Raw genomic sequence first — 17,835 nt, forward strand, 5'->3', positions numbered from 1 at the left:
TTTTTGTTCTCTCGCGTTATTAATTTTTTGCAGAATGACTTCACTCAGAGATTAATAAACTGTTTTATTTTACCGCTATTTTTGCTCTTTATAATTCCACAAGGTAATAAGGGTTTGGCGAAGAGAATCCAAAGCCACAATCTTAATAATGGATAATATTCCATATCTGCGGTTTAAAGTTGTTCCTAAGTGGATCATTTGGAATAACAAACCTAGAAAGATCCTATGTGAATATTCGCAAATCCGGCCAAAAACCACTAAAAACGTGATATCTGTCACAAAAAATTATTAACGCGGCTACTTTGATGAGAATGTTTATCATTGTCATTGAATGATAATGATTTGCATTTATAATGTTCCTCATCGGTTAATGACCTAAAAAATGCCAATCATAGGAATTTACACCAGACAAAAGACTGATAATTTGCCTTAACTAACTATCATTTTACTCAACTCGCATTAGCGCGGCGCTTACCCGTGCCTGATGACTAATAAACTTAATTTAACTATCCCGGCTAAGGCTGGCGGCTTCCCCACGCCTGCTGCAAGCCCAAAGGGTTAGCAATAAGGAATGTTTCATGAGCCAAATAAATTATTCCGAACTCTCTTTTACCCACAAAATGGTAAATGAAAATCAGGGTTTTATTTTCAATCAACACTCGACAGATGAGTGGCAACAACACATTGAAAATGGCCTTGAAATAATCAAAGGCCATATTAATAACAAGGAAAAACCTTTCTCGGGTATTTCTCCGGCAGAATTAGCCGATCAGTTCCGCCATATTGACCTGACTCAGCCCCTGCCCGGAACTAGATTGGCGCTGGAAGAATTAGATGATTTATATCTGCAACATGCGGTCTATTTCCACCACCCAAAATACATCGCACACCTTAATTGCCCGACGGTGGTGCCAGCCCAATTGGCAGAGCTATTTATCAGCGCGATCAACTCCTCAGTGGATACTTGGGACCAGAGCGCAGGCGGCACGCTGATTGAGCAGAAAGTCATCGACTGGACGCTGGCGCGGATCAAATTCGGCCCGCAGTCGGACGGCATTTTCACCAGCGGCGGCACTCAATCTAACCTGATGGCGATGCTGCTAGCCCGTGATGCTTTCTGCAAACGCACTCACCCCGAGCACAGCATCAAATATCAGGGGCTGCCGTCAGACGCCAATCGCTGGCGCATTTTCACCTCGCAGGTGAGCCACTTCAGCATCCAAAAATCCGCCGCCCTGCTCGGCCTTGGCTATGACGCCGTGGTGCCCGTGGCCTGCGATGATGCCTTCCGCATGGACGCCGACGCCCTGAAACAGGAGATGGCGCGCTGCCACGCCGAGGGGCTGATCCCTATCGCCGTGGTCGCCACCGCCGGAACCACCGATTTTGGCAGCATCGACCCGCTGCATGAAATCTCACAGGTATGTCGCAGCGAAAACATCTGGATGCACGTGGATGCAGCCTACGGCTGCGGGCTGCTGGTATCGCCACACCACCGCCAGCGCATTGACGGCATTGAGCTGGCCGATTCCGTCACCGTCGATTACCACAAATCCTTCTTCCAGCCGGTGAGCTGCAGCGCGTTCTTCGTCAACGACCAGAAGCATTTCGAGCACGTGGCTTGGTATGCCGACTACCTCAACCCGTTGAGCGCCAAGCTGGAAGGCACGCCGAACTTGGTCAACAAGAGCATTCAAACCACCCGCCGCTTTGACGCACTGAAAATGTGGCTGACGCTGCGCATCATGGGTCAGCAGGCGCTGGGCGAATCCTTCGACACCCTGCTGGCATTGGCGGTTGAAGGCCACCAGCAGATGGTCAATCACCCGAACATCGAGGTGCTGCATAAGCCGGAACTCAGCACGCTGGTGTTCCGCTTTGTGCCGCGCCAGTCGTTGAACGACGAGCAGCTGGACGCCGTGAACGCCGACATTCGCAAAGCCATTTTCCGCTCGGGCAATGCGGTGATCGCCGGCACCAAGGTCAATCAGCGCCAGTATTTGAAATTTACCCTGCTCAATCCAGCCACCACCGCTGCAGACATTGCCGACGTGATTGGCCTGATTGTGCATTACGGCAAAGAGCTGACCAGCGCAGCGCTTAATACAGCTTTTCAACAAGGAACTGGCGAGTAAGGAACACACTATGTCTATGACGCAAAACAGCACTCAAACCTATGATTTTATTGCCGTGGGCATCGGCCCGTTCAACCTCGGACTGGCCTGCCTGACGGACCCGATTGAGCAGCTCAACGGGCTGTTTATCGACCAAAACCCGGGCTTCGACTGGCACACCGGCATGATGCTCGAGAGCGCTATGCTGCAAACCCCGTTTATGGCGGATTTGGTGACGCTGGCGGACCCAACCAGCCGTTTCAGCTTCCTCAACTATCTGAAGCAGAAAGGCAAAATCTACTCTTTCTACATTCGTGAAAACTTCTTCATGATGCGCAAAGAGTTCAACCAGTACTGCCAGTGGGTGTGCAGCGAGCTGTCTAATTTGAAATTCGCCACCCGCGTCGAAATGGTCACTTGGGATGAAGCCAAGCAGTGCTATCTGGTTCACACCCAGTCAACACAAAGCAGCGAAAAAGCGGTGTATCAGGCCAAGCGACTGGTGCTGGGCACCGGCCCTTCAGCCTGGATGCCGCCCTGCTCGCGCGGCGTAAGCCAACAAATTCACCACTCCAGCGCCTACTTGCCGAACAAAGAGCAGGTGCAAAGCTCGAAATCCATCACCGTGGTGGGCAGTGGTCAAAGCGCGGCGGAAATTTACTATGACCTGCTTTCAGACATCGAAAAGCATGACTATCAGCTGACGTGGGTGACGCGCGCGCCGCGCTTCTACCCGCTGGAGTACAGCAAACTGACGCTGGAGATGACCTCGCCGGAGTATATCGACTACTTCCACGAGCTGCCGATGAGCAAGCGCGACCAGCTCAATCGCGAGCAAAAAGGCTTATACAAAGGCATAAATATCAGCCTTATCAATGACATTTATGACCTGATGTACACCAAGCGGCTCGACGGCCCGCTGAACGTTAATCTCTACACCCATTCCGAATTAACCGCCATGAGCCGCAACCCTGACGGCACGCTGGACATGACCTTCCTGCAACAAGAGCAGCAGCAGGAGTATCGCCATAACACTGAATCAGTGATTTTGGCGACCGGCTATGGCTACCAGCCGCCGCAGTGCATTGAAGGCATTCACTCGCGCATCCAGTGGGACGACGCCGGGCGTTTCGCGGTCAATCGCAACTACAGCATTGACGCCAACAACCAGATTTTTGTGCAAAACGCCGAGCTGCACACCCACGGCTTCGTTACGCCAGACTTGGGCATGGCCTGCTACCGCAACAGCAGCATCATCCGCGCCATGCTCGATGACGATATTTATCCGATTGAAAAAGCCATCGCGTTCCAGACATTTTGCGCCCGCGAACTGGGTGAATAACCCCCAATCAAGGAGACATAACCATGTTTGATACGCTGCCAAAGCCGCTGTTTTCCCGCTCGCGCGATGCCGGAAAGCTAACGCTGCGCCCGCTGAACTTCCCGCAGGACGCCGACACCCTGCATAGCTGGATGACCAAGTCCTATGCCAAGTTCTGGGGCATGCTCGACAGCCACCGCGACGACGTGGAGACGTTTTACCGCGAGCTGACCGCCAACAATCCTCATGCCGCGCTGATGGGCGAGCATGATGGCAAACCGGCATTTCTAATTGAGTGCTATCCGGTACAGGACGACCCGCTGCACGAGCATTACGACGTCCAGCCGGGCGACATCGGCATGCACATTCTGCTGGCCCCCGCCGACCGCCCGTTGCCGGATTTCAGCTGGCAGGTGTTCTCCACCGTGATGGAGTACCTGTTCAGCCTGCCAGAGGTGCTGCGCGTGGTGGTTGAGCCGGACGTGCGCAACGACAAGATCCATCGCCTGAATAAACGCGCCGGTTTCCAATACCAGCGCCAAATCACTCTGTCTCATAAAACCGCGTGGCTGGCTTTTTGTGAGCGCGAAGATTACTTGCTGGCCCGCCAAAAGGAACAAAACATGTCTAAACACCCTGTTGCCATGCAAACCGGCAAGCACCTTCACCCGGCTAACTGGGCCAAGGCCAATGCCCTGCTGCTGCGTAAATGCCTGTCTGAGTTAGCCCACGAGCGACTGATTGAACCTAAAGCGCTGAAAAGCGGCGAGCACTGGACTGAGTACCAACTGGCCGCCCCGGCCAGCGAGGTGGAGTATCGTTTCCGCGCGCGCCTGTTGCCTTTAAATGACTGGCTGATTGACCTCGAGAGTATCCAGCGCCTCGACAATCTCGCGCCGCAGCCACTGGACGCCTTACAGTTCGTCATTGAGTTTGCCGAGCAGATTGGTATTTCGCAGGCCATGCTGCCGACCTATATGGAAGAGATTTCCAGCACCCTGTACGGCAGCGCGTGGAAGTTGGAAAACAACCACACCACCGCAAAATCGCTGAGTCAGGCTGACTTCCAGACCGTAGAAACCAGCATGACCGAAGGGCACCCGAGCTTTATCGCCAACAATGGCCGCATTGGTTTTGACGCCGCCGACTATGTGCGTTACGCGCCAGAAGCCGCCAGCCCGCTGAAGCTGGTGTGGGTGGCGGTGCATCACGACAAGGCGCACTTCGCCAGCGTTGAAGGTCTGCCTTACGAGAAGCTGATCGCCGAAGAGCTGGGTGAAAAGCAGATTCAGGCTTTCACTCAGCAACTGACAGAACGCGACCTCGACCCGAAAAATTACTACTTTATGCCGGTTCACCCTTGGCAGTGGCAAAACAAGCTGCTGACCGTCTTCGCGCCGGACATCGCGCGTAATTACCTGATTTATCTGGGTGAAGGGGAAGATGACTATTTGGCGCAGCAGTCGATTCGTACCTTCTTCAATGCCAGTCAGCCAACCCATCGCTATGTGAAAACCGCGCTGTCTATCCTGAACATGGGCTTTATGCGCGGACTGTCGCCTTACTACATGGCGACCACGCCGGGCATTAACGAATGGCTGGCAGAATTGGTGGAAAACGACGCTTATCTGCAAGCCAACGGTTTTAGCATTCTGCAAGAAGTGGCCTCGCTCGGTTACCACAACCACTATTTCGAAAATGCGATTAAAGGCGACAGTGCTTACAAGAAGATGTTTGCCGCGCTGTGGCGTCAAAACCCGGTGGCGTGGTTGCAGCCTAACCAGCGTCTGATGACCATGGCGTCGCTGCTGCACACTGATTTCAACGGCGATGCGCTGATTGTCGAGATGATCAAATCTTCAGGATTGGACGCCGCCGACTGGCTCAAACGCTACACCACGGCTTACCTCAGCCCGCTGCTGCACTGCTTCTATCACTATGATTTGGTGTTTATGCCGCACGGCGAGAACCTGATCCTGCTGTTTGAAAACAACATTCCGGTCAAAGCCTACATGAAGGACATTGCCGAAGAGATCGCAGTGATGAACCCGGACGCCAAGCTGCCGGAGAAGGCCAAACGCCTTGCCGTGGACGTGCCTGAGCAGTTGAAAGTCTTGTCTATCTTCACCGACGTGTTCGCCGGGGTGTTCCGCTTTATCTCGCGCATTCTGGAAGAGCAAAACATGATGTCTGCCGATGATTTCTGGAAAGTGGTCGCCGACACCGTGCATGACTACCAGCAGCAATATCCTGAGCTGGCGGAGAAGTTTGCCCGCTACGACATGTTTGGCGCAGAGTTCACCCACTCTTGCCTCAACCGCCTGCAACTGGCCAATAACCAGCAGATGATCAACCTGTCGGACCCGGCGCAAAACCTGAAATTCGCCGGTACCCTCGACAACCCGATTGCTCGCTATAAAAACTGATCGTTCACCGTTTTATGCAGTTTTCAGCGCGGCCTTAGCAGGCCGCGTTTTTCAGTTTTCTGGAACCTTGAAAATGTGACCCAATCGCCTTGGGTATGGAGTCTAGATATGTCGTCCGTGTTTCAACCCGCAGAACGGCTTGGCCGCCGGCAGTGGCTGTTCCCGCTCTCGCTGGTGTTATTCGAATTCGCTACTTATATCGCCCATGACATGATCCAGCCGGGCATGCTTCAGGTCATCAGTGACTTTAGCGCCAGCGCCGACTGGGTATCGGCCTCCCTCACCGCCTACCTGTGTGGCGGCATTATGCTGCAATGGCTGCTCGGGCCGCTGTCTGACCGTCTGGGCCGCCGCCCGGTATTACTCACCGGCGTGGCTTTCTTTGTCGTCACCTGCCTCGGCACTTTGCTGACCCAAAGCATTGAGCAATTTATTTTGATGCGATTCCTGCAAGGCATGAGCCTGTGCTTTATCGGCGCCGTGGGTTACGCCGCGATTCAGGAAGCCTTTAATGAAAGTTTGAGCATCAAGCTGATGGCGCTGATGGCCAACGTCACGCTGATCGCCCCGCTGCTCGGGCCTTTGGCGGGCGCGGCCTTTATTCACTACGCGCCGTGGAAAGCCATGTTCGGGCTGTTTGCGCTGGTGTCACTGCTAGCGTGGTGGGGCTTGTGGCGCAGCATGCCGGAGACCGCGCCGCGCGACGGCCAGCCGTTCTCCTTCCGCCGCCTGCTGGCCGATTACGGGCAGGTGCTGGGCAATAAAAGCGTGGTGTTTGGTTCACTGTCGATCGGGCTTATCACCCTGCCGCTACTGGCGTGGGTGGCGCAGTCGCCGGTAATTCTGATACAGGACGCGGGCATGTCGCCGCTGCAGTATGGCTGGCTGCAGGTGCCGATTTTTGCCGGACTGATCATCGGCAACCTGCTGCTGACTAAGCTCAGCGGCAAGGTGAAAGTCACCACACCCATTTGGCTAGGCATCGTGCCTATCGTGGTCGGACTGGCAATCACCGCCGTGGCCGCTACCTTCTTTGCTCACGCATGGGGCTGGGTGATTGGCGGCTTGGGCTTGTACGCGATGGGTTCAGGATTGGTCAACGCTGGGTTATATCGCCTGACGCTGTTCTCAAGCAACGTGGGTAAAGGCACGGTGGCGGCTGCGCTGGGGCTGATCACTATCTTAGTGTTTGCGCTGGGGATTGAGGTCGCCAAGCTGCTCTACTTCGCCGACGGCAATGCCCGTTTCAACCAATTCACTCTGCTGAGCGGCGTGGCGGGAACCTTGCTGATCACCCTGTTTTTAACCTCGCGTAAAAAACCCACCCACTGAGGTCGAACCGCGAAAGCAAAAGGCTGAGATGATCTCAGCCTTTTTACTTTCAATCGGGAGCTAACTCGGCAGCTTACTTAGGGAAAAGCTCGTCGCGCGAGTATGGCTCTTCTTCCCCCGGCTTGCGGGTTTTCAGCAGCTTGAGGATCCAGGTGTACTGCTCGGGGTTCGGCCCCACCAGCAGTTCAACTTCTTCATTCATGCGACGGGCAATCTGAGTGTCGTCGGCGGTGGCTAAATCGTCCATTGGCGGGCGAATATAGATATCCAAACGATGCTCATGGCCGTTGTACACCGGGAACAGCGGAACGATGGACGCGCGGCAAACCTTCATCAGACGCCCTACCGCGGGCAGCGTTGCTTTGTAGGTGGCGAAGAAATCCACAAACTCACTGTGCTCCGCGCCGTGGTCCTGATCCGGCAAGTAATAACCCCAATACCCCTGACGCACCGAACTGATAAACGGCTTAATGCCGTCATTGCGCGCGTGCATACGGCCGCCAAAGCGACGGCGCACGGTGTTCCAGAGATAATCCGTCAGCGGGTTTTTCTGGTTATGGAACATGGCGGCCATAGGTTGACCGGTAGCGGCCATCAGCATCGCCGGGATGTCTACCGCCCAGCCGTGTGGCACCAGAAAAATGACGTTTTGGCCGTCGGCCTGCATCTGGTCGACAATCTCTTTGCCGTGCCATTTAACGCGACTCAGCACCTTCTCAGGCGCACGGCAGGCCAGTTCGGCCATCATCACCATTGACTGCGGCGCAGCGGCAAACATCTCATCAATGATGTGTTCGCGCTCGGCCTCTGGCACTTCCGGCATGCAGTAGAGCAAATTGATCCGCGCACGGCGGCGCGCGCCTTTGGCTAACTTACCCGCCAGACGCCCAAGGCTCCCGAGAATTGGGTCGCGGACTTTGACTGGAACATACGCCATTGCGGCCATAGCACCGACGCCAAGCCATACCCCCCAGTAACGCGGATGGTAAAAGGCTTTCTGAAATTGTGGAATAAATTCGACGTTCGATTTTTTCTCTGGCTGCATAGATGGCTCTGAATACATAGCTCTTAAAACAATAATTCGGACAATGATAAGTGTAGTGCATGATTTTGCAAAGAAACTCACCACCTCGTCGGAGCAGAAAGACGCAAAAAGCGCTTCAGGCACGCCCTAAAAGCATGCCTGAAACGTCAGCGTGACGCTGAAACAAACTAATTTGCGGAATTAATTCAGCTTCAACTGCGGAATAACTTGTTTGACCGTAGCCAGATAGTCAGCGCGATCTTTACCCGTCAGCCCTTCTGAACGCGGCAGCTTGGCAGTCAACGGATTGACGGCTAACTGGTTAATCCACATTTCAAAGTGCAGGTGCGGCCCGGTAGAGCGCCCGGTGTTGCCGGACAACGCGATGCGGTCACCACGTTTAATCTTCTGACCCGGCTTCACTAGGATTTTGCGCAGGTGCATGTAGCGCGTCATGTACTGGCGGCCGTGACGGATGGCAATGTAGTTACCTGCCGCACCACCGTTTTTTGCCACCATGACTTCGCCATCACCCACGGCCAATACCGGCGTACCCACGGGCACCGCGAAATCGACGCCACGGTGCGGCGCGATACGGCCAGTGACCGGGTTCAAACGACGCGGGTTGAAGTTAGACGAGACGCGGAACTGCTTGATGGTTGGGAATCGTAAGAAACCGCGGGCTAGGCCGCTACCATTACGGTCGTAGAACTTACCGTCTTCTGCCCGAATGGCGTAATAATCTTTGCCGCTGCTGCGCATACGCACGCCCTGCAAGTGGCTCTGCTCGCTCTTGCCGTCCAGCACTTCGCGGGACATTAGCACCGCGAACTCATCGCCTTTACGCAGTTTTTTGAAGTCTAACTGCCACTGTAAAGCTTTAACGACGGCGCTGATTTCACCGCTGGAAAGCCCGGCTGCTTTGGCACTGGCGACGAAACTGCCGTCCAGACGCCCTTTCAGCACGCTGTCTTGCCACTCACCCTTGAGCGTCTCCAGACTGGCTTTGAAGCCGGAGCCGGAACGGTCATAAGTGTAAGTCTCACGACGCGACTTCTCCCACACCACGCGCTGCAATTCGCCGTCGTCATTGACGGTCCATGACAGCTGCTGGCCGACTTTCAAATTACGCAAATCGCTGTTGGTAGAAGCCAGCGCGGAGATATCGGACATATCGATACCGTACTGGTTGAGGATGCTGCTTAAGGTATCGCCGGTGGACACCACGTACTCGTGGACGCCCGTTTCAGATTCCACTTTTTCGTCGAGATCGTCTTGTGGAATGTCTTCCGCAGGCGGCGGCTGGTCGATAGGTTCACTGGCTTCAGGGAGCAGCGAACGCACTTGTTCGCTGTCGAGTTCGATATGTTTAACGATAGGGTTTTGTTCTGGGTGGTAAACGAACGGTTTCCATACGGCTACTGCGAGAGTAACTACGGTAAGCGACCCCAGCATGACGCGGTGGGGCCGTGGAAGGTTGTTATACGCCAGAGCGATAGAGCGGGCTATCAGCTGCACTTTAATACGGTCCTTTTAATCTTACTTCAGGCAGCTCACGTATTGGTTAGTCAGTTGTGACAGGAAGTTCACATAACTGTCCTTACCCAATGCGATGCCGCTTCCCAGTGGATCCAATGTGCCCATACGCACTGTTGTTCCTTGGGCAACGGCATTGATTACGGCCGGCCTGAATTGTGGCTCAGCAAAAACACAGACTGCTTTCTGCTCAACCAACTGAGTTCGAATGAGATGTAATCGCTGCGCGCCGGGTTGGATTTCGGGGTTGACCGTAAAGTGGCCAAGTGGCGAAAGGCCAAAGTGTTTTTCGAAATAGCCGTAGGCATCATGAAAAACGAAATATCCCTTACCCTGCACAGGCTGCAGCATCTTACCAAGGTTTTTGTCAACTTGTGTCAAGCCGTCCTCAAACTGACGCAAGTTTGCGTCTAATTTGTCCTTGTTTTGTGGCATAAGTTCCAATAATTTGGCGTGGATCGCGATCGCCGTCTGTTTTGCTATCTCTGGCGACATCCAAACGTGCATGTTGTACTCGCCATGATGATGGTCGTGACCGCCGTCCGCGTGGTCGTGATCGTGCCCCTCTTCCTCTTCTTCACCTTTCTGCAATAACGGTTTTACCGTCGGCAATGCGGAGATTTCCACCTGACGATTTGGCCCCAGTTGGGCAGCAGATTTGGTCATGTACGCTTCCATTTCCGGACCGACCCACACCACTAAGTCGGCACTGCACATTTTTTTCAGATCTGAAGGGCGCAGCGCGAAATCGTGTGGCGACGCGCCGTCTGGCAGCAGCACTTCGGTCGGCGTCACGCCGTCAGCAATTGCCGAGGCAATAAATCCCAATGGACGGACAGAAGCCACGACGTCAGCCTGAGCGCCAGTCACGGCGCACGCACTCAGCAAACTTGTCGCTAATAAAATCCGTTTAATGGTCTTCTTTTGGTCTGTCATCTGGAATTACCTCTTCATCTTAAAGGTGAAAACTGGTTATTTTCACGGAAATGCAATATTATAACATTCGATTTGTTCTGCAAGACAAGACTGACATGCCCACACTAACCACACTTAATAAAATCTCGGTTGCCTTTGGTAATCGACGCGTGCTGTCGGATATCTCTCTGACACTACAACCCGGTAAAATTCTTACGCTGCTTGGCCCCAATGGCGCAGGGAAATCCACTCTGGTGCGCGTCGTGCTGGGCTTGGTGCCGCCAACCAGCGGAACCCTGACTCGCGAGCCGGGCCTGCGCATCGGCTATGTGCCACAAAAACTGCATCTTGATGCCACCATGCCGCTGACGGTCAGTCGCTTTATGCGCCTTAAGCCCGGCGTGAAGCGCGACGACATCCTCCCTGCCCTGAAACGTGTTCAGGCCGCGCACCTGCTCGACCAGCCGATGCAAAAGCTTTCCGGCGGCGAGAACCAGCGCGTGCTGCTGGCCCGTGCTTTGATGAACAATCCGCAGCTGCTGGTGTTGGATGAGCCCACTCAGGGTGTCGATGTTAACGGCCAACTCGCGCTTTATAACCTGATAGACAACCTGCGATGCGAGCTAGGCTGCGCGGTGCTGATGGTCTCCCACGACCTGCATCTGGTGATGGCGAAAACTGACGAAGTGCTGTGTCTCAACCAGCATATCTGCTGCTCTGGCTCGCCAGAGGTGGTGTCGACGCACCCTGAATTTATCGCCATGTTTGGCAATCGAGGTGCCGAGCAGTTGGCGATTTACCGTCATCATCACAACCACCGTCACGATTTAAAGGGAAAGGTTATTTTGCGTAAAAGTGGAGGCCGTGACGCATGATTGAATTACTGCTCCCCGGCTGGCTGGCGGGGATTTTGCTGGCGACGGCCGCGGGCCCGCTTGGCTCCTTTGTGGTCTGGCGACGCATGTCCTATTTCGGCGACACGCTGGCGCACGCCTCCCTGCTCGGCGTGGCCTTCGGTCTGCTGCTCAACGTCAATCCTTTCTACGCGGTGATTGCCGTTACCCTGCTGCTGGCGCTGCTGCTGGTTATTCTTGAGCGAAAACCACACCTGGCCGTCGATACCCTATTAGGCATTATGGCCCACAGCGCGCTGTCGCTGGGCTTGGTGGTGGTCAGCCTGATGTCCAACGTGCGGGTAGACTTAATGGCTTACCTGTTTGGCGATCTGCTGTCAGTCACGCTGAGTGATATTTGGATGATTGGCATGGGCGTGGTGGTGGTGATTGCCGTGCTCTGCTGGCAGTGGCGTTCGCTGTTGTCGATGACCATCAGCCCTGAGCTGGCACACGTTGACGGCGTGAACCTACAGCGCTCGCGCATCGTGCTGATGCTGGTCACCGCCCTGACAATTGGTCTGGCGATGAAGTTTGTCGGCGCGCTGATCATCACCTCTTTACTGATCATTCCTGCCGCCACCGCCCGCCGTTTCGCCAAGACGCCGGAGCAAATGGCGCTGGTAGCCATTGCCGTGGGTATTCTGGCCGTCTCCGGCGGCCTGGCCTTCTCGGCCTTCTACGACACACCCGCTGGCCCGTCAGTGGTGCTGAGCGCGGCAATTATGTTTATGCTCAGCCTGAGCAAAAAACAGGTCGCCTGACAGCTAGCTCGACGCATTAAAAAAGGACGCCAAGGCGTCCTTTTTTGTTATTTGCAAACAGCTCAGTTCTACTCTTCGCGTGTCATACCAAAGTGCTTATAGGCATGATTGGTCGCCATGCGGCCACGCGGGGTGCGCTGAATAAACCCTTGCTGAATAAGGAAGGGTTCAATCACGTCCTCGATGGTTTCGCGCTCTTCGCCGATAGCCGCGGCAAGGTTATCCAAGCCGACCGGCCCGCCGGTAAACTTGTCGATAATGGCCAGCAACAGCTTGCGGTCCATGTAATCGAAACCTTCGGCATCAACATCCAGCATGTCCAGCGCGCTGGTTGCGATGTCGCCACCGATGGTGCCATCGCCTTTCACTTCAGCGAAGTCTCGCACCCGGCGCAGTAGGCGGTTGGCAATACGCGGCGTTCCGCGCGAGCGGCGAGCAATCTGGTGCGCGCCCTCTTCCGACAGCTCTAAGCCCAGACAGCTGGCGCTGCGCCCGACGATGTGCTGCAAGTCCGCCACCTGATAGAACTCTAGGCGCTGAACAATGCCGAAACGGTCACGCAGTGGCGAAGTCAGCGAGCCTGCGCGAGTGGTCGCGCCCACCAGCGTAAACGGCGGCAGGTCGAGCTTGATAGAGCGCGCCGCCGGACCTTCACCAATCATGATATCTAGCTGGTAATCTTCCATCGCCGGATAAAGAATCTCTTCCACTACGGGAGAAAGACGGTGGATTTCATCAATGAACAGCACGTCATGAGGTTCGAGGTTGGTGAGCATGGCGGCGAGGTCGCCCGCCTTCTCTAATACCGGACCCGAGGTGGTGCGCAGGTTGACACCCATTTCGTTGGCGACGATGTTAGCCAGCGTGGTTTTACCCAAACCCGGCGGGCCGAAAATCAGCAAGTGGTCTAATGCATCACCGCGCTGCTTGGCCGCCTGAATAAATATCTCCATTTGCGAACGCACGTGAGGCTGACCGACATATTCGGACAGCATCTTCGGGCGTATCGCACGATCGATGACTTCTTCTTCGCTGATAACATCAGGCGAAATCAGGCGGTCAGCTTCTATCATCTTTTACCTCACAGAGCCGCGCGCAACGCGTCTCTAATCAACGTTTCACAATCCAGACCCGGCTTGGCGATTTTGCTGATCATGCGGCTGGCCTCTGGTGGCTTATAGCCAAGAGAGATCAGGGCTGAGACGGCTTCGCCTTCTGCATCAGACTCTTTCGTCGGCGACGACGATGCCGGTAGGCTGATATCAGTATGATTACTAAATAGATCACCGTTTAATCCTTTAAAACGATCTTTCATTTCGACCACGAGGCGCTCTGCGGTCTTCTTACCCACTCCGGGTAATTTAATTAATGCTGTGATCTCTTCTTTCTCGACCGCGCTGACGAACTGCTGCGCCGACATGCCAGAAAGAATAGCCAAAGCCAGTTTTGGCCCGACGCCGTTCACCTTGATTAACTCACGAAACAGCGCGCGCTCTTGTTTTTCGTTAAATCCAAACAGTAATTGCGCGTCTTCACGGACAATAAACTGCGTGAAAATAATAGCTTCTTTACCCAGATCTGGTAATTCGTAAAAACAGGTCATTGGCATATGGACTTCGTAGCCCACGCCGTTAGTTTCCAACAGCACGAGTGGCGGCTGTTTTTCCAGAATAACGCCTCTGAGTCGACCTATCACTTTCACCTTCCTTTATGGATCATATTTTCAAAATGCTGCGCTTTTTATATCATAGAAAAGGCTGGATGAATATCCAGCCTAATACGATTCAGCTCACTAACGCATCCGCCCGCGGGCCATTTGCAGCTTATCTGTGCTCAGGCGAATGGCGTTTTGGCTCATATGGCAATGGGTGATGGCAATTGCCAAGGCATCCGCGGCGTCGGCCTGCGGGTTGGCGGGCAATTTCAGCAAGGAGCGCACCATGTGCTGCACCTGCGACTTCTCGGCGGCACCGGTGCCGACGACTGTCTGTTTCACCTGCCGCGCGGCGTATTCAAACACCGGCAAATCCTGATTCACCGCCGCCACGATAGCCGCACCGCGTGCCTGTCCGAGCTTTAAAGCCGAGTCAGGGTTTTTCGCCATAAAGACTGATTCGATGGCAAAAAAGTCCGGCTGGAATTGGGTAATGATTTCGCTAACACCGGCATAAATCAGCTTCAAACGGGTCGGCATGTCGTCGACCACGGTACGGATACAGCCGCTGCCGAGATAGCTGAGTTGACGCCCTGTCTGGCGGATAATGCCATAGCCGGTAACGCGTGAACCGGGGTCAATCCCCAGAATTATAGCCATAGCCAATCAACGCCTTGTGTTGTCGTTTTGCATAAGTGGGGAGTATAGACCGCAGAGAGGGTCTGCGGATAGCCGGCCGGTGAACGGGCCACCGGCGGCAAAGAGCATTACAGAGTTTCTGCAATCTCGTCGGAGATTTCACCGTTGTGGTAAACCTCCTGCACATCATCACAATCTTCCAGCATGTCGATCAAACGCAGCAATTTAGGTGCAGTTTCTGCATCCATATCGGCTTTGGTCGATGGGATCATAGAGACTTCAGCAGAGTCCGCTTTGTAGCCTGCAGCTTCCAGCGCGTCTTTCACTTCGCCCAGATTTTCCCACGCGGTGAAGACGTCAATCGCGCCATCGTCGTAAGAAACGATATCTTCTGCGCCCGCTTCCAGTGCAGCTTCCATCACGGCATCTTCATCCAGACCCGGAGCGAAAGTGATCACCCCTTTCTTGGAGAACAGGTAAGACACGGAGCCGTCAGTACCCAAGTTGCCACCGGTTTTGGTAAAGGCATGACGCACTTCAGCCACGGTACGGTTGCGGTTGTCACTCAGGCACTCAACCATGATTGCAGAACCACCAGGACCGTAACCTTCATAAATGATGGTTTCCATGTTGGTGTCGTCATCGCCGCCCACGCCACGCGCTACGGCGCGGTTCAGGGTATCGCGAGTCATGTTGTTGGCCAGAGCTTTGTCGATAGCCGCGCGCAGACGCGGGTTAGAGCCAGGATCGCCGCCGCCGAGTTTGGCAGCTGTTACCAGTTCGCGAATAATTTTGGTGAAAATTTTGCCGCGTTTTGAATCTTGCGCCGCTTTGCGGTGCTTAGTGTTGGCCCACTTACTGTGACCTGCCATAAATATCTCCAAATAGTCTACGTAGACTGAATAGTTACAAATTCTTCAATCGCCTGCTGGTTACTCGGTGACACCGTCAACGCCGCCGCGGCGGGTTTGTCGAGCCACTGGTAAGCAAGATGCTCGGTAATAACCACATCCCGCTCTTCGGGTAACGCCAGACAGAACCAATGTTCTTTGTTTCGGGTCACGCCGGGAGCATAGCGATAACGCAAATGAGCAAACAGCTCAAACTCCACGCAGCGTTGGCAGTCAACTAAATGCAGGCTTTCACCCGCAATATCAATCCCCACCTCTTCCAAAACTTCACGCTGCGCGGTTTGTTTCGGGGACTCATCGCCTTCCAGACTGCCGGTAACCGACTGCCAAAAATTCGCATCATCCCGTCGTTGAAGCATGAGCACCCGGCCGGTGTTGCTGGCGTAGATGACGCACAGTATCGACTCAGGACGCTTATGGCTCATCAGTTATTCTCTGAATCTGTGTCCGACTTCACTTCTTTCGAGGCGTCTTTCTTCGCGACAACGGCGATGCCCAGTTCCAACAGAGAAGCCGGATTAGCGAAGCTTGGGGCTTCGGTCATCAGACAGGCCGCTGCGGTGGTTTTCGGGAAGGCAATCACGTCACGAATGTTTTCGGTGCCAGTCAGCAGCATCACCAGACGGTCAAGGCCGAATGCCAGACCCGCGTGTGGCGGTGTACCGTATTTCAGGGCATCTAGCAGGAAGCCAAACTTCTCGCGCTGCTCGTGCTCGTTAATACCCAGAATGCCGAACACGGTCTGCTGCATTTCGCTGCGGTGAATACGCACCGAGCCGCCGCCCACTTCATAACCGTTGATCACCATGTCATAGGCATTGGCGATAGCGGAAGTTGGGTTAGCGCCCAGCTCTTCTGCGGTCATCTCTTTTGGCGCAGTGAACGGGTGGTGCATGGCAGACAGGCCGCCTTCGTCGGTGTCTTCGAACATTGGGAAGTCGATGACCCACAGCGGTGCCCAGCTGTCTTCTTTGGTAATTTTCAGGTCACGACCCACTTTCAGACGCAGTGCGCCGATAGCGTCGGTGACGATTTTCGCGCTGGCTGCGCCGAAGAAGATGATGTCGCCATCTTGCGCACCGGTGCGGCCAATCAGCGCCAGCAGCAGCTCTTCATTGAGGAACTTAGCCACCGGGCTTTGAATGCCTTCCAGACCTTTGGCGATTTCGTTGACTTTGATGTAAGCCAAGCCTTTCGCGCCATAGATCTCGATAAATTTGGCGTATTCATCAATTTGTTTACGGCTCAGTTGAGCACCGCCCGGAACGCGCAGAGCAGCAACGCGGCCTTTCGGGTCATTAGCTGGGTCTGCAAACACTTTGAAGTCGATGTCTTTGAGCAGGTCAGCAACGTCCACCAGCTCCATCGGGTTACGCAAGTCTGGCTTGTCGGAACCGAAGCGGCGCATAGCTTCTGCAAAGGTCATGATTGGGAAGTCGCCCAAGTCCACGCCTTTCACTTCAGTCCATAGCTCGCGCGCCAGTTTCTCCATCACTTCACGCACTTGCTCGGCGGTCATGAAAGAGGTTTCGACGTCGATCTGGGTGAATTCAGGCTGGCGGTCAGCACGCAGGTCTTCGTCACGGAAGCATTTAACAATCTGGTAGTAACGGTCGAAGCCGGACATCATCAGCAACTGTTTGAACAGCTGCGGAGACTGCGGCAGCGCGTAGAACTTACCTTTATGTACGCGGCTTGGCACCAGATAGTCACGCGCGCCTTCTGGCGTGGCTTTGGTCAACATCGGCGTTTCGATGTCGAGGAAGTCATGGGTGTCCATGAAGCGGCGCACCAGGCTGGTGATTTTCGCACGAGTCTTCAGGCGGTTAGCCATTTCCGGGCGACGCAAATCCAGATAGCGGTATTTCAGGCGCGCTTCTTCGGTGTTGTTGTGGTTAGAGTCCAGCGGCAGAGGTTCTGAACGGTTGATGATGTTCAGGCCGCTGGCGAACACTTCTACTTCACCCGTTGCCATATCTTTGTTGAATTGGCTCTCTGGACGAGCACGCACCGTACCGGTGATTTGTACACAGAATTCGTTACGCAGTTCGGAAGCCAGCTCATAGGCCGCGCTTTGATCCGGGTCGAAGAAAACTTGAACAATGCCTTCGCGGTCGCGCATATCGATGAAGATTAAACCGCCTAAATCACGGCGACGATTAACCCAACCACACAACGTTACTTCCTGGCCCACGTTGGACGCATTCAGTTTCCCACAATATACAGTACGCATAACGGTATCCTTTTGATCCCACTACCCGGCTTGACAGCAAAGGGTACGGAAACGGTTATTCACTCTGGTCGCC

The 17,835-nt window shown here is 54.4% G+C and carries 15 protein-coding genes; 6 read left to right on the forward strand and 9 right to left on the reverse strand.

What is annotated here, in order from left to right; translation table 11 throughout:
* Positions 1-620: 620 nt before the first annotated feature.
* From GEAM_RS09010 to GEAM_RS09025, 4 genes are all read left to right on the forward strand, one after another.
* Positions 621-2,135, forward strand: a complete 1,515-nt coding sequence (locus tag GEAM_RS09010; RefSeq protein ID WP_419471228.1) for a pyridoxal phosphate-dependent decarboxylase family protein — start codon at positions 621-623, stop codon at positions 2,133-2,135.
* A 16-nt stretch (positions 2,136-2,151) separates the two neighbouring features.
* Positions 2,152-3,456, forward strand: coding sequence for a lysine N(6)-hydroxylase/L-ornithine N(5)-oxygenase family protein (locus tag GEAM_RS09015; RefSeq protein WP_473723510.1), 1,305 nt, complete (start codon positions 2,152-2,154; stop codon positions 3,454-3,456).
* Between the two features lie 23 nt (positions 3,457-3,479).
* Positions 3,480-5,861, forward strand: coding sequence for a GNAT family N-acetyltransferase (locus tag GEAM_RS09020; RefSeq protein WP_034790722.1), 2,382 nt, complete (start codon positions 3,480-3,482; stop codon positions 5,859-5,861).
* Positions 5,862-5,969: 108 nt separating this feature from the next.
* Positions 5,970-7,193 carry an MFS transporter gene (locus GEAM_RS09025; RefSeq protein WP_034790723.1) on the forward strand — a complete coding sequence of 408 codons (1,224 nt, stop codon included), beginning with the start codon at positions 5,970-5,972 and terminating at the stop codon, positions 7,191-7,193.
* Between the two features lie 73 nt (positions 7,194-7,266).
* Here GEAM_RS09025 and lpxM read toward each other — a convergent pair whose 3' ends face one another.
* The 3 genes from lpxM to znuA all read right to left on the reverse strand — a co-directional run bounded on the left by lpxM (position 7,267) and on the right by znuA (position 10,689).
* A complete protein-coding gene (gene lpxM, locus GEAM_RS09030; protein WP_034790725.1) occupies positions 7,267-8,238 on the reverse strand; it encodes a lauroyl-Kdo(2)-lipid IV(A) myristoyltransferase in 972 nt (323 codons plus the stop codon).
* Between the two features lie 180 nt (positions 8,239-8,418).
* A complete protein-coding gene (gene mepM, locus GEAM_RS09035) occupies positions 8,419-9,735 on the reverse strand; it encodes a murein DD-endopeptidase MepM (protein WP_034790727.1) in 1,317 nt (438 codons plus the stop codon).
* Between the two features lie 21 nt (positions 9,736-9,756).
* Positions 9,757-10,689 carry a zinc ABC transporter substrate-binding protein ZnuA gene (znuA, locus tag GEAM_RS09040; protein WP_034790729.1) on the reverse strand — a complete coding sequence of 311 codons (933 nt, stop codon included), beginning with the start codon at positions 10,687-10,689 and terminating at the stop codon, positions 9,757-9,759.
* Positions 10,690-10,784: 95 nt separating this feature from the next.
* Between znuA and znuC the strand changes: the two genes are divergently transcribed.
* Complete coding sequence (znuC, locus tag GEAM_RS09045) at positions 10,785-11,543, forward strand: zinc ABC transporter ATP-binding protein ZnuC (RefSeq protein WP_034790790.1); 759 nt, start codon at positions 10,785-10,787, stop codon at positions 11,541-11,543.
* On the forward strand, positions 11,540-12,325 hold the full coding sequence (gene znuB / locus GEAM_RS09050; RefSeq protein ID WP_034790731.1) for a zinc ABC transporter permease subunit ZnuB: 786 nt from the start codon (positions 11,540-11,542) through the stop codon (positions 12,323-12,325). The genes znuC and znuB overlap by 4 nt, the downstream gene beginning before the upstream one ends.
* 68 nt (positions 12,326-12,393) lie before the next feature.
* On the opposite strand, the gene ruvB is transcribed toward znuB, so the two are convergent.
* The 6 genes from ruvB to aspS all read right to left on the reverse strand — a co-directional run bounded on the left by ruvB (position 12,394) and on the right by aspS (position 17,762).
* Entirely contained in the window at positions 12,394-13,398 is a 1,005-nt protein-coding gene (gene ruvB, locus GEAM_RS09055; RefSeq protein ID WP_034790733.1) for a Holliday junction branch migration DNA helicase RuvB, read from the reverse strand.
* 8 nt (positions 13,399-13,406) lie between these two features.
* Entirely contained in the window at positions 13,407-14,021 is a 615-nt protein-coding gene (gene ruvA, locus GEAM_RS09060; protein ID WP_034790735.1) for a Holliday junction branch migration protein RuvA, read from the reverse strand.
* A gap of 96 nt (positions 14,022-14,117) precedes the next feature.
* Positions 14,118-14,639: a crossover junction endodeoxyribonuclease RuvC gene (ruvC, locus tag GEAM_RS09065; RefSeq protein WP_034790737.1), complete on the reverse strand. Its 522-nt coding sequence runs from the start codon at positions 14,637-14,639 to the stop codon at positions 14,118-14,120.
* A 107-nt stretch (positions 14,640-14,746) separates the two neighbouring features.
* On the reverse strand, positions 14,747-15,490 hold the full coding sequence (locus GEAM_RS09070) for a YebC/PmpR family DNA-binding transcriptional regulator (protein ID WP_034790739.1): 744 nt from the start codon (positions 15,488-15,490) through the stop codon (positions 14,747-14,749).
* A gap of 17 nt (positions 15,491-15,507) precedes the next feature.
* Positions 15,508-15,954 (reverse strand): dihydroneopterin triphosphate diphosphatase, encoded by a 447-nt coding sequence (gene nudB / locus GEAM_RS09075; protein WP_034790741.1) that lies wholly within the window; start codon positions 15,952-15,954, stop codon positions 15,508-15,510.
* Positions 15,954-17,762, reverse strand: a complete 1,809-nt coding sequence (gene aspS / locus GEAM_RS09080) for an aspartate--tRNA ligase (protein ID WP_034790743.1) — start codon at positions 17,760-17,762, stop codon at positions 15,954-15,956. Before aspS ends, nudB begins: the two co-directional genes overlap by 1 nt.
* Between the last annotated feature and the right edge of the window lie 73 nt (positions 17,763-17,835).

Origin of the sequence: Ewingella americana ATCC 33852, assembly GCF_000735345.1 — a bacterium.
GTDB lineage: Bacteria > Pseudomonadota > Gammaproteobacteria > Enterobacterales > Enterobacteriaceae > Ewingella > Ewingella americana.

What these genes read in the sequence shown, in the direction of transcription:
- nudB (WP_034790741.1), bottom strand. Translation starts at nt 15,954, where the DNA reads ATGAGCCATAAGCGTCCTGAGTCGATACTGTGCGTCATCTACGCCAGC.
- aspS (WP_034790743.1), bottom strand. Translation starts at nt 17,762, where the DNA reads ATGCGTACTGTATATTGTGGGAAACTGAATGCGTCCAACGTGGGCCAG.
- GEAM_RS09010 (WP_419471228.1), top strand. Translation starts at nt 621, where the DNA reads ATGGTAAATGAAAATCAGGGTTTTATTTTCAATCAACACTCGACAGAT.
- GEAM_RS09015 (WP_473723510.1), top strand. Translation starts at nt 2,152, where the DNA reads ATGACGCAAAACAGCACTCAAACCTATGATTTTATTGCCGTGGGCATC.
- GEAM_RS09020 (WP_034790722.1), top strand. Translation starts at nt 3,480, where the DNA reads ATGTTTGATACGCTGCCAAAGCCGCTGTTTTCCCGCTCGCGCGATGCC.
- ruvB (WP_034790733.1), bottom strand. Translation starts at nt 13,398, where the DNA reads ATGATAGAAGCTGACCGCCTGATTTCGCCTGATGTTATCAGCGAAGAA.
- znuC (WP_034790790.1), top strand. Translation starts at nt 10,785, where the DNA reads ATGCCCACACTAACCACACTTAATAAAATCTCGGTTGCCTTTGGTAAT.
- znuA (WP_034790729.1), bottom strand. Translation starts at nt 10,689, where the DNA reads ATGACAGACCAAAAGAAGACCATTAAACGGATTTTATTAGCGACAAGT.
- GEAM_RS09025 (WP_034790723.1), top strand. Translation starts at nt 5,970, where the DNA reads ATGTCGTCCGTGTTTCAACCCGCAGAACGGCTTGGCCGCCGGCAGTGG.
- lpxM (WP_034790725.1), bottom strand. Translation starts at nt 8,238, where the DNA reads ATGCAGCCAGAGAAAAAATCGAACGTCGAATTTATTCCACAATTTCAG.
- znuB (WP_034790731.1), top strand. Translation starts at nt 11,540, where the DNA reads ATGATTGAATTACTGCTCCCCGGCTGGCTGGCGGGGATTTTGCTGGCG.
- GEAM_RS09070 (WP_034790739.1), bottom strand. Translation starts at nt 15,490, where the DNA reads ATGGCAGGTCACAGTAAGTGGGCCAACACTAAGCACCGCAAAGCGGCG.
- ruvC (WP_034790737.1), bottom strand. Translation starts at nt 14,639, where the DNA reads ATGGCTATAATTCTGGGGATTGACCCCGGTTCACGCGTTACCGGCTAT.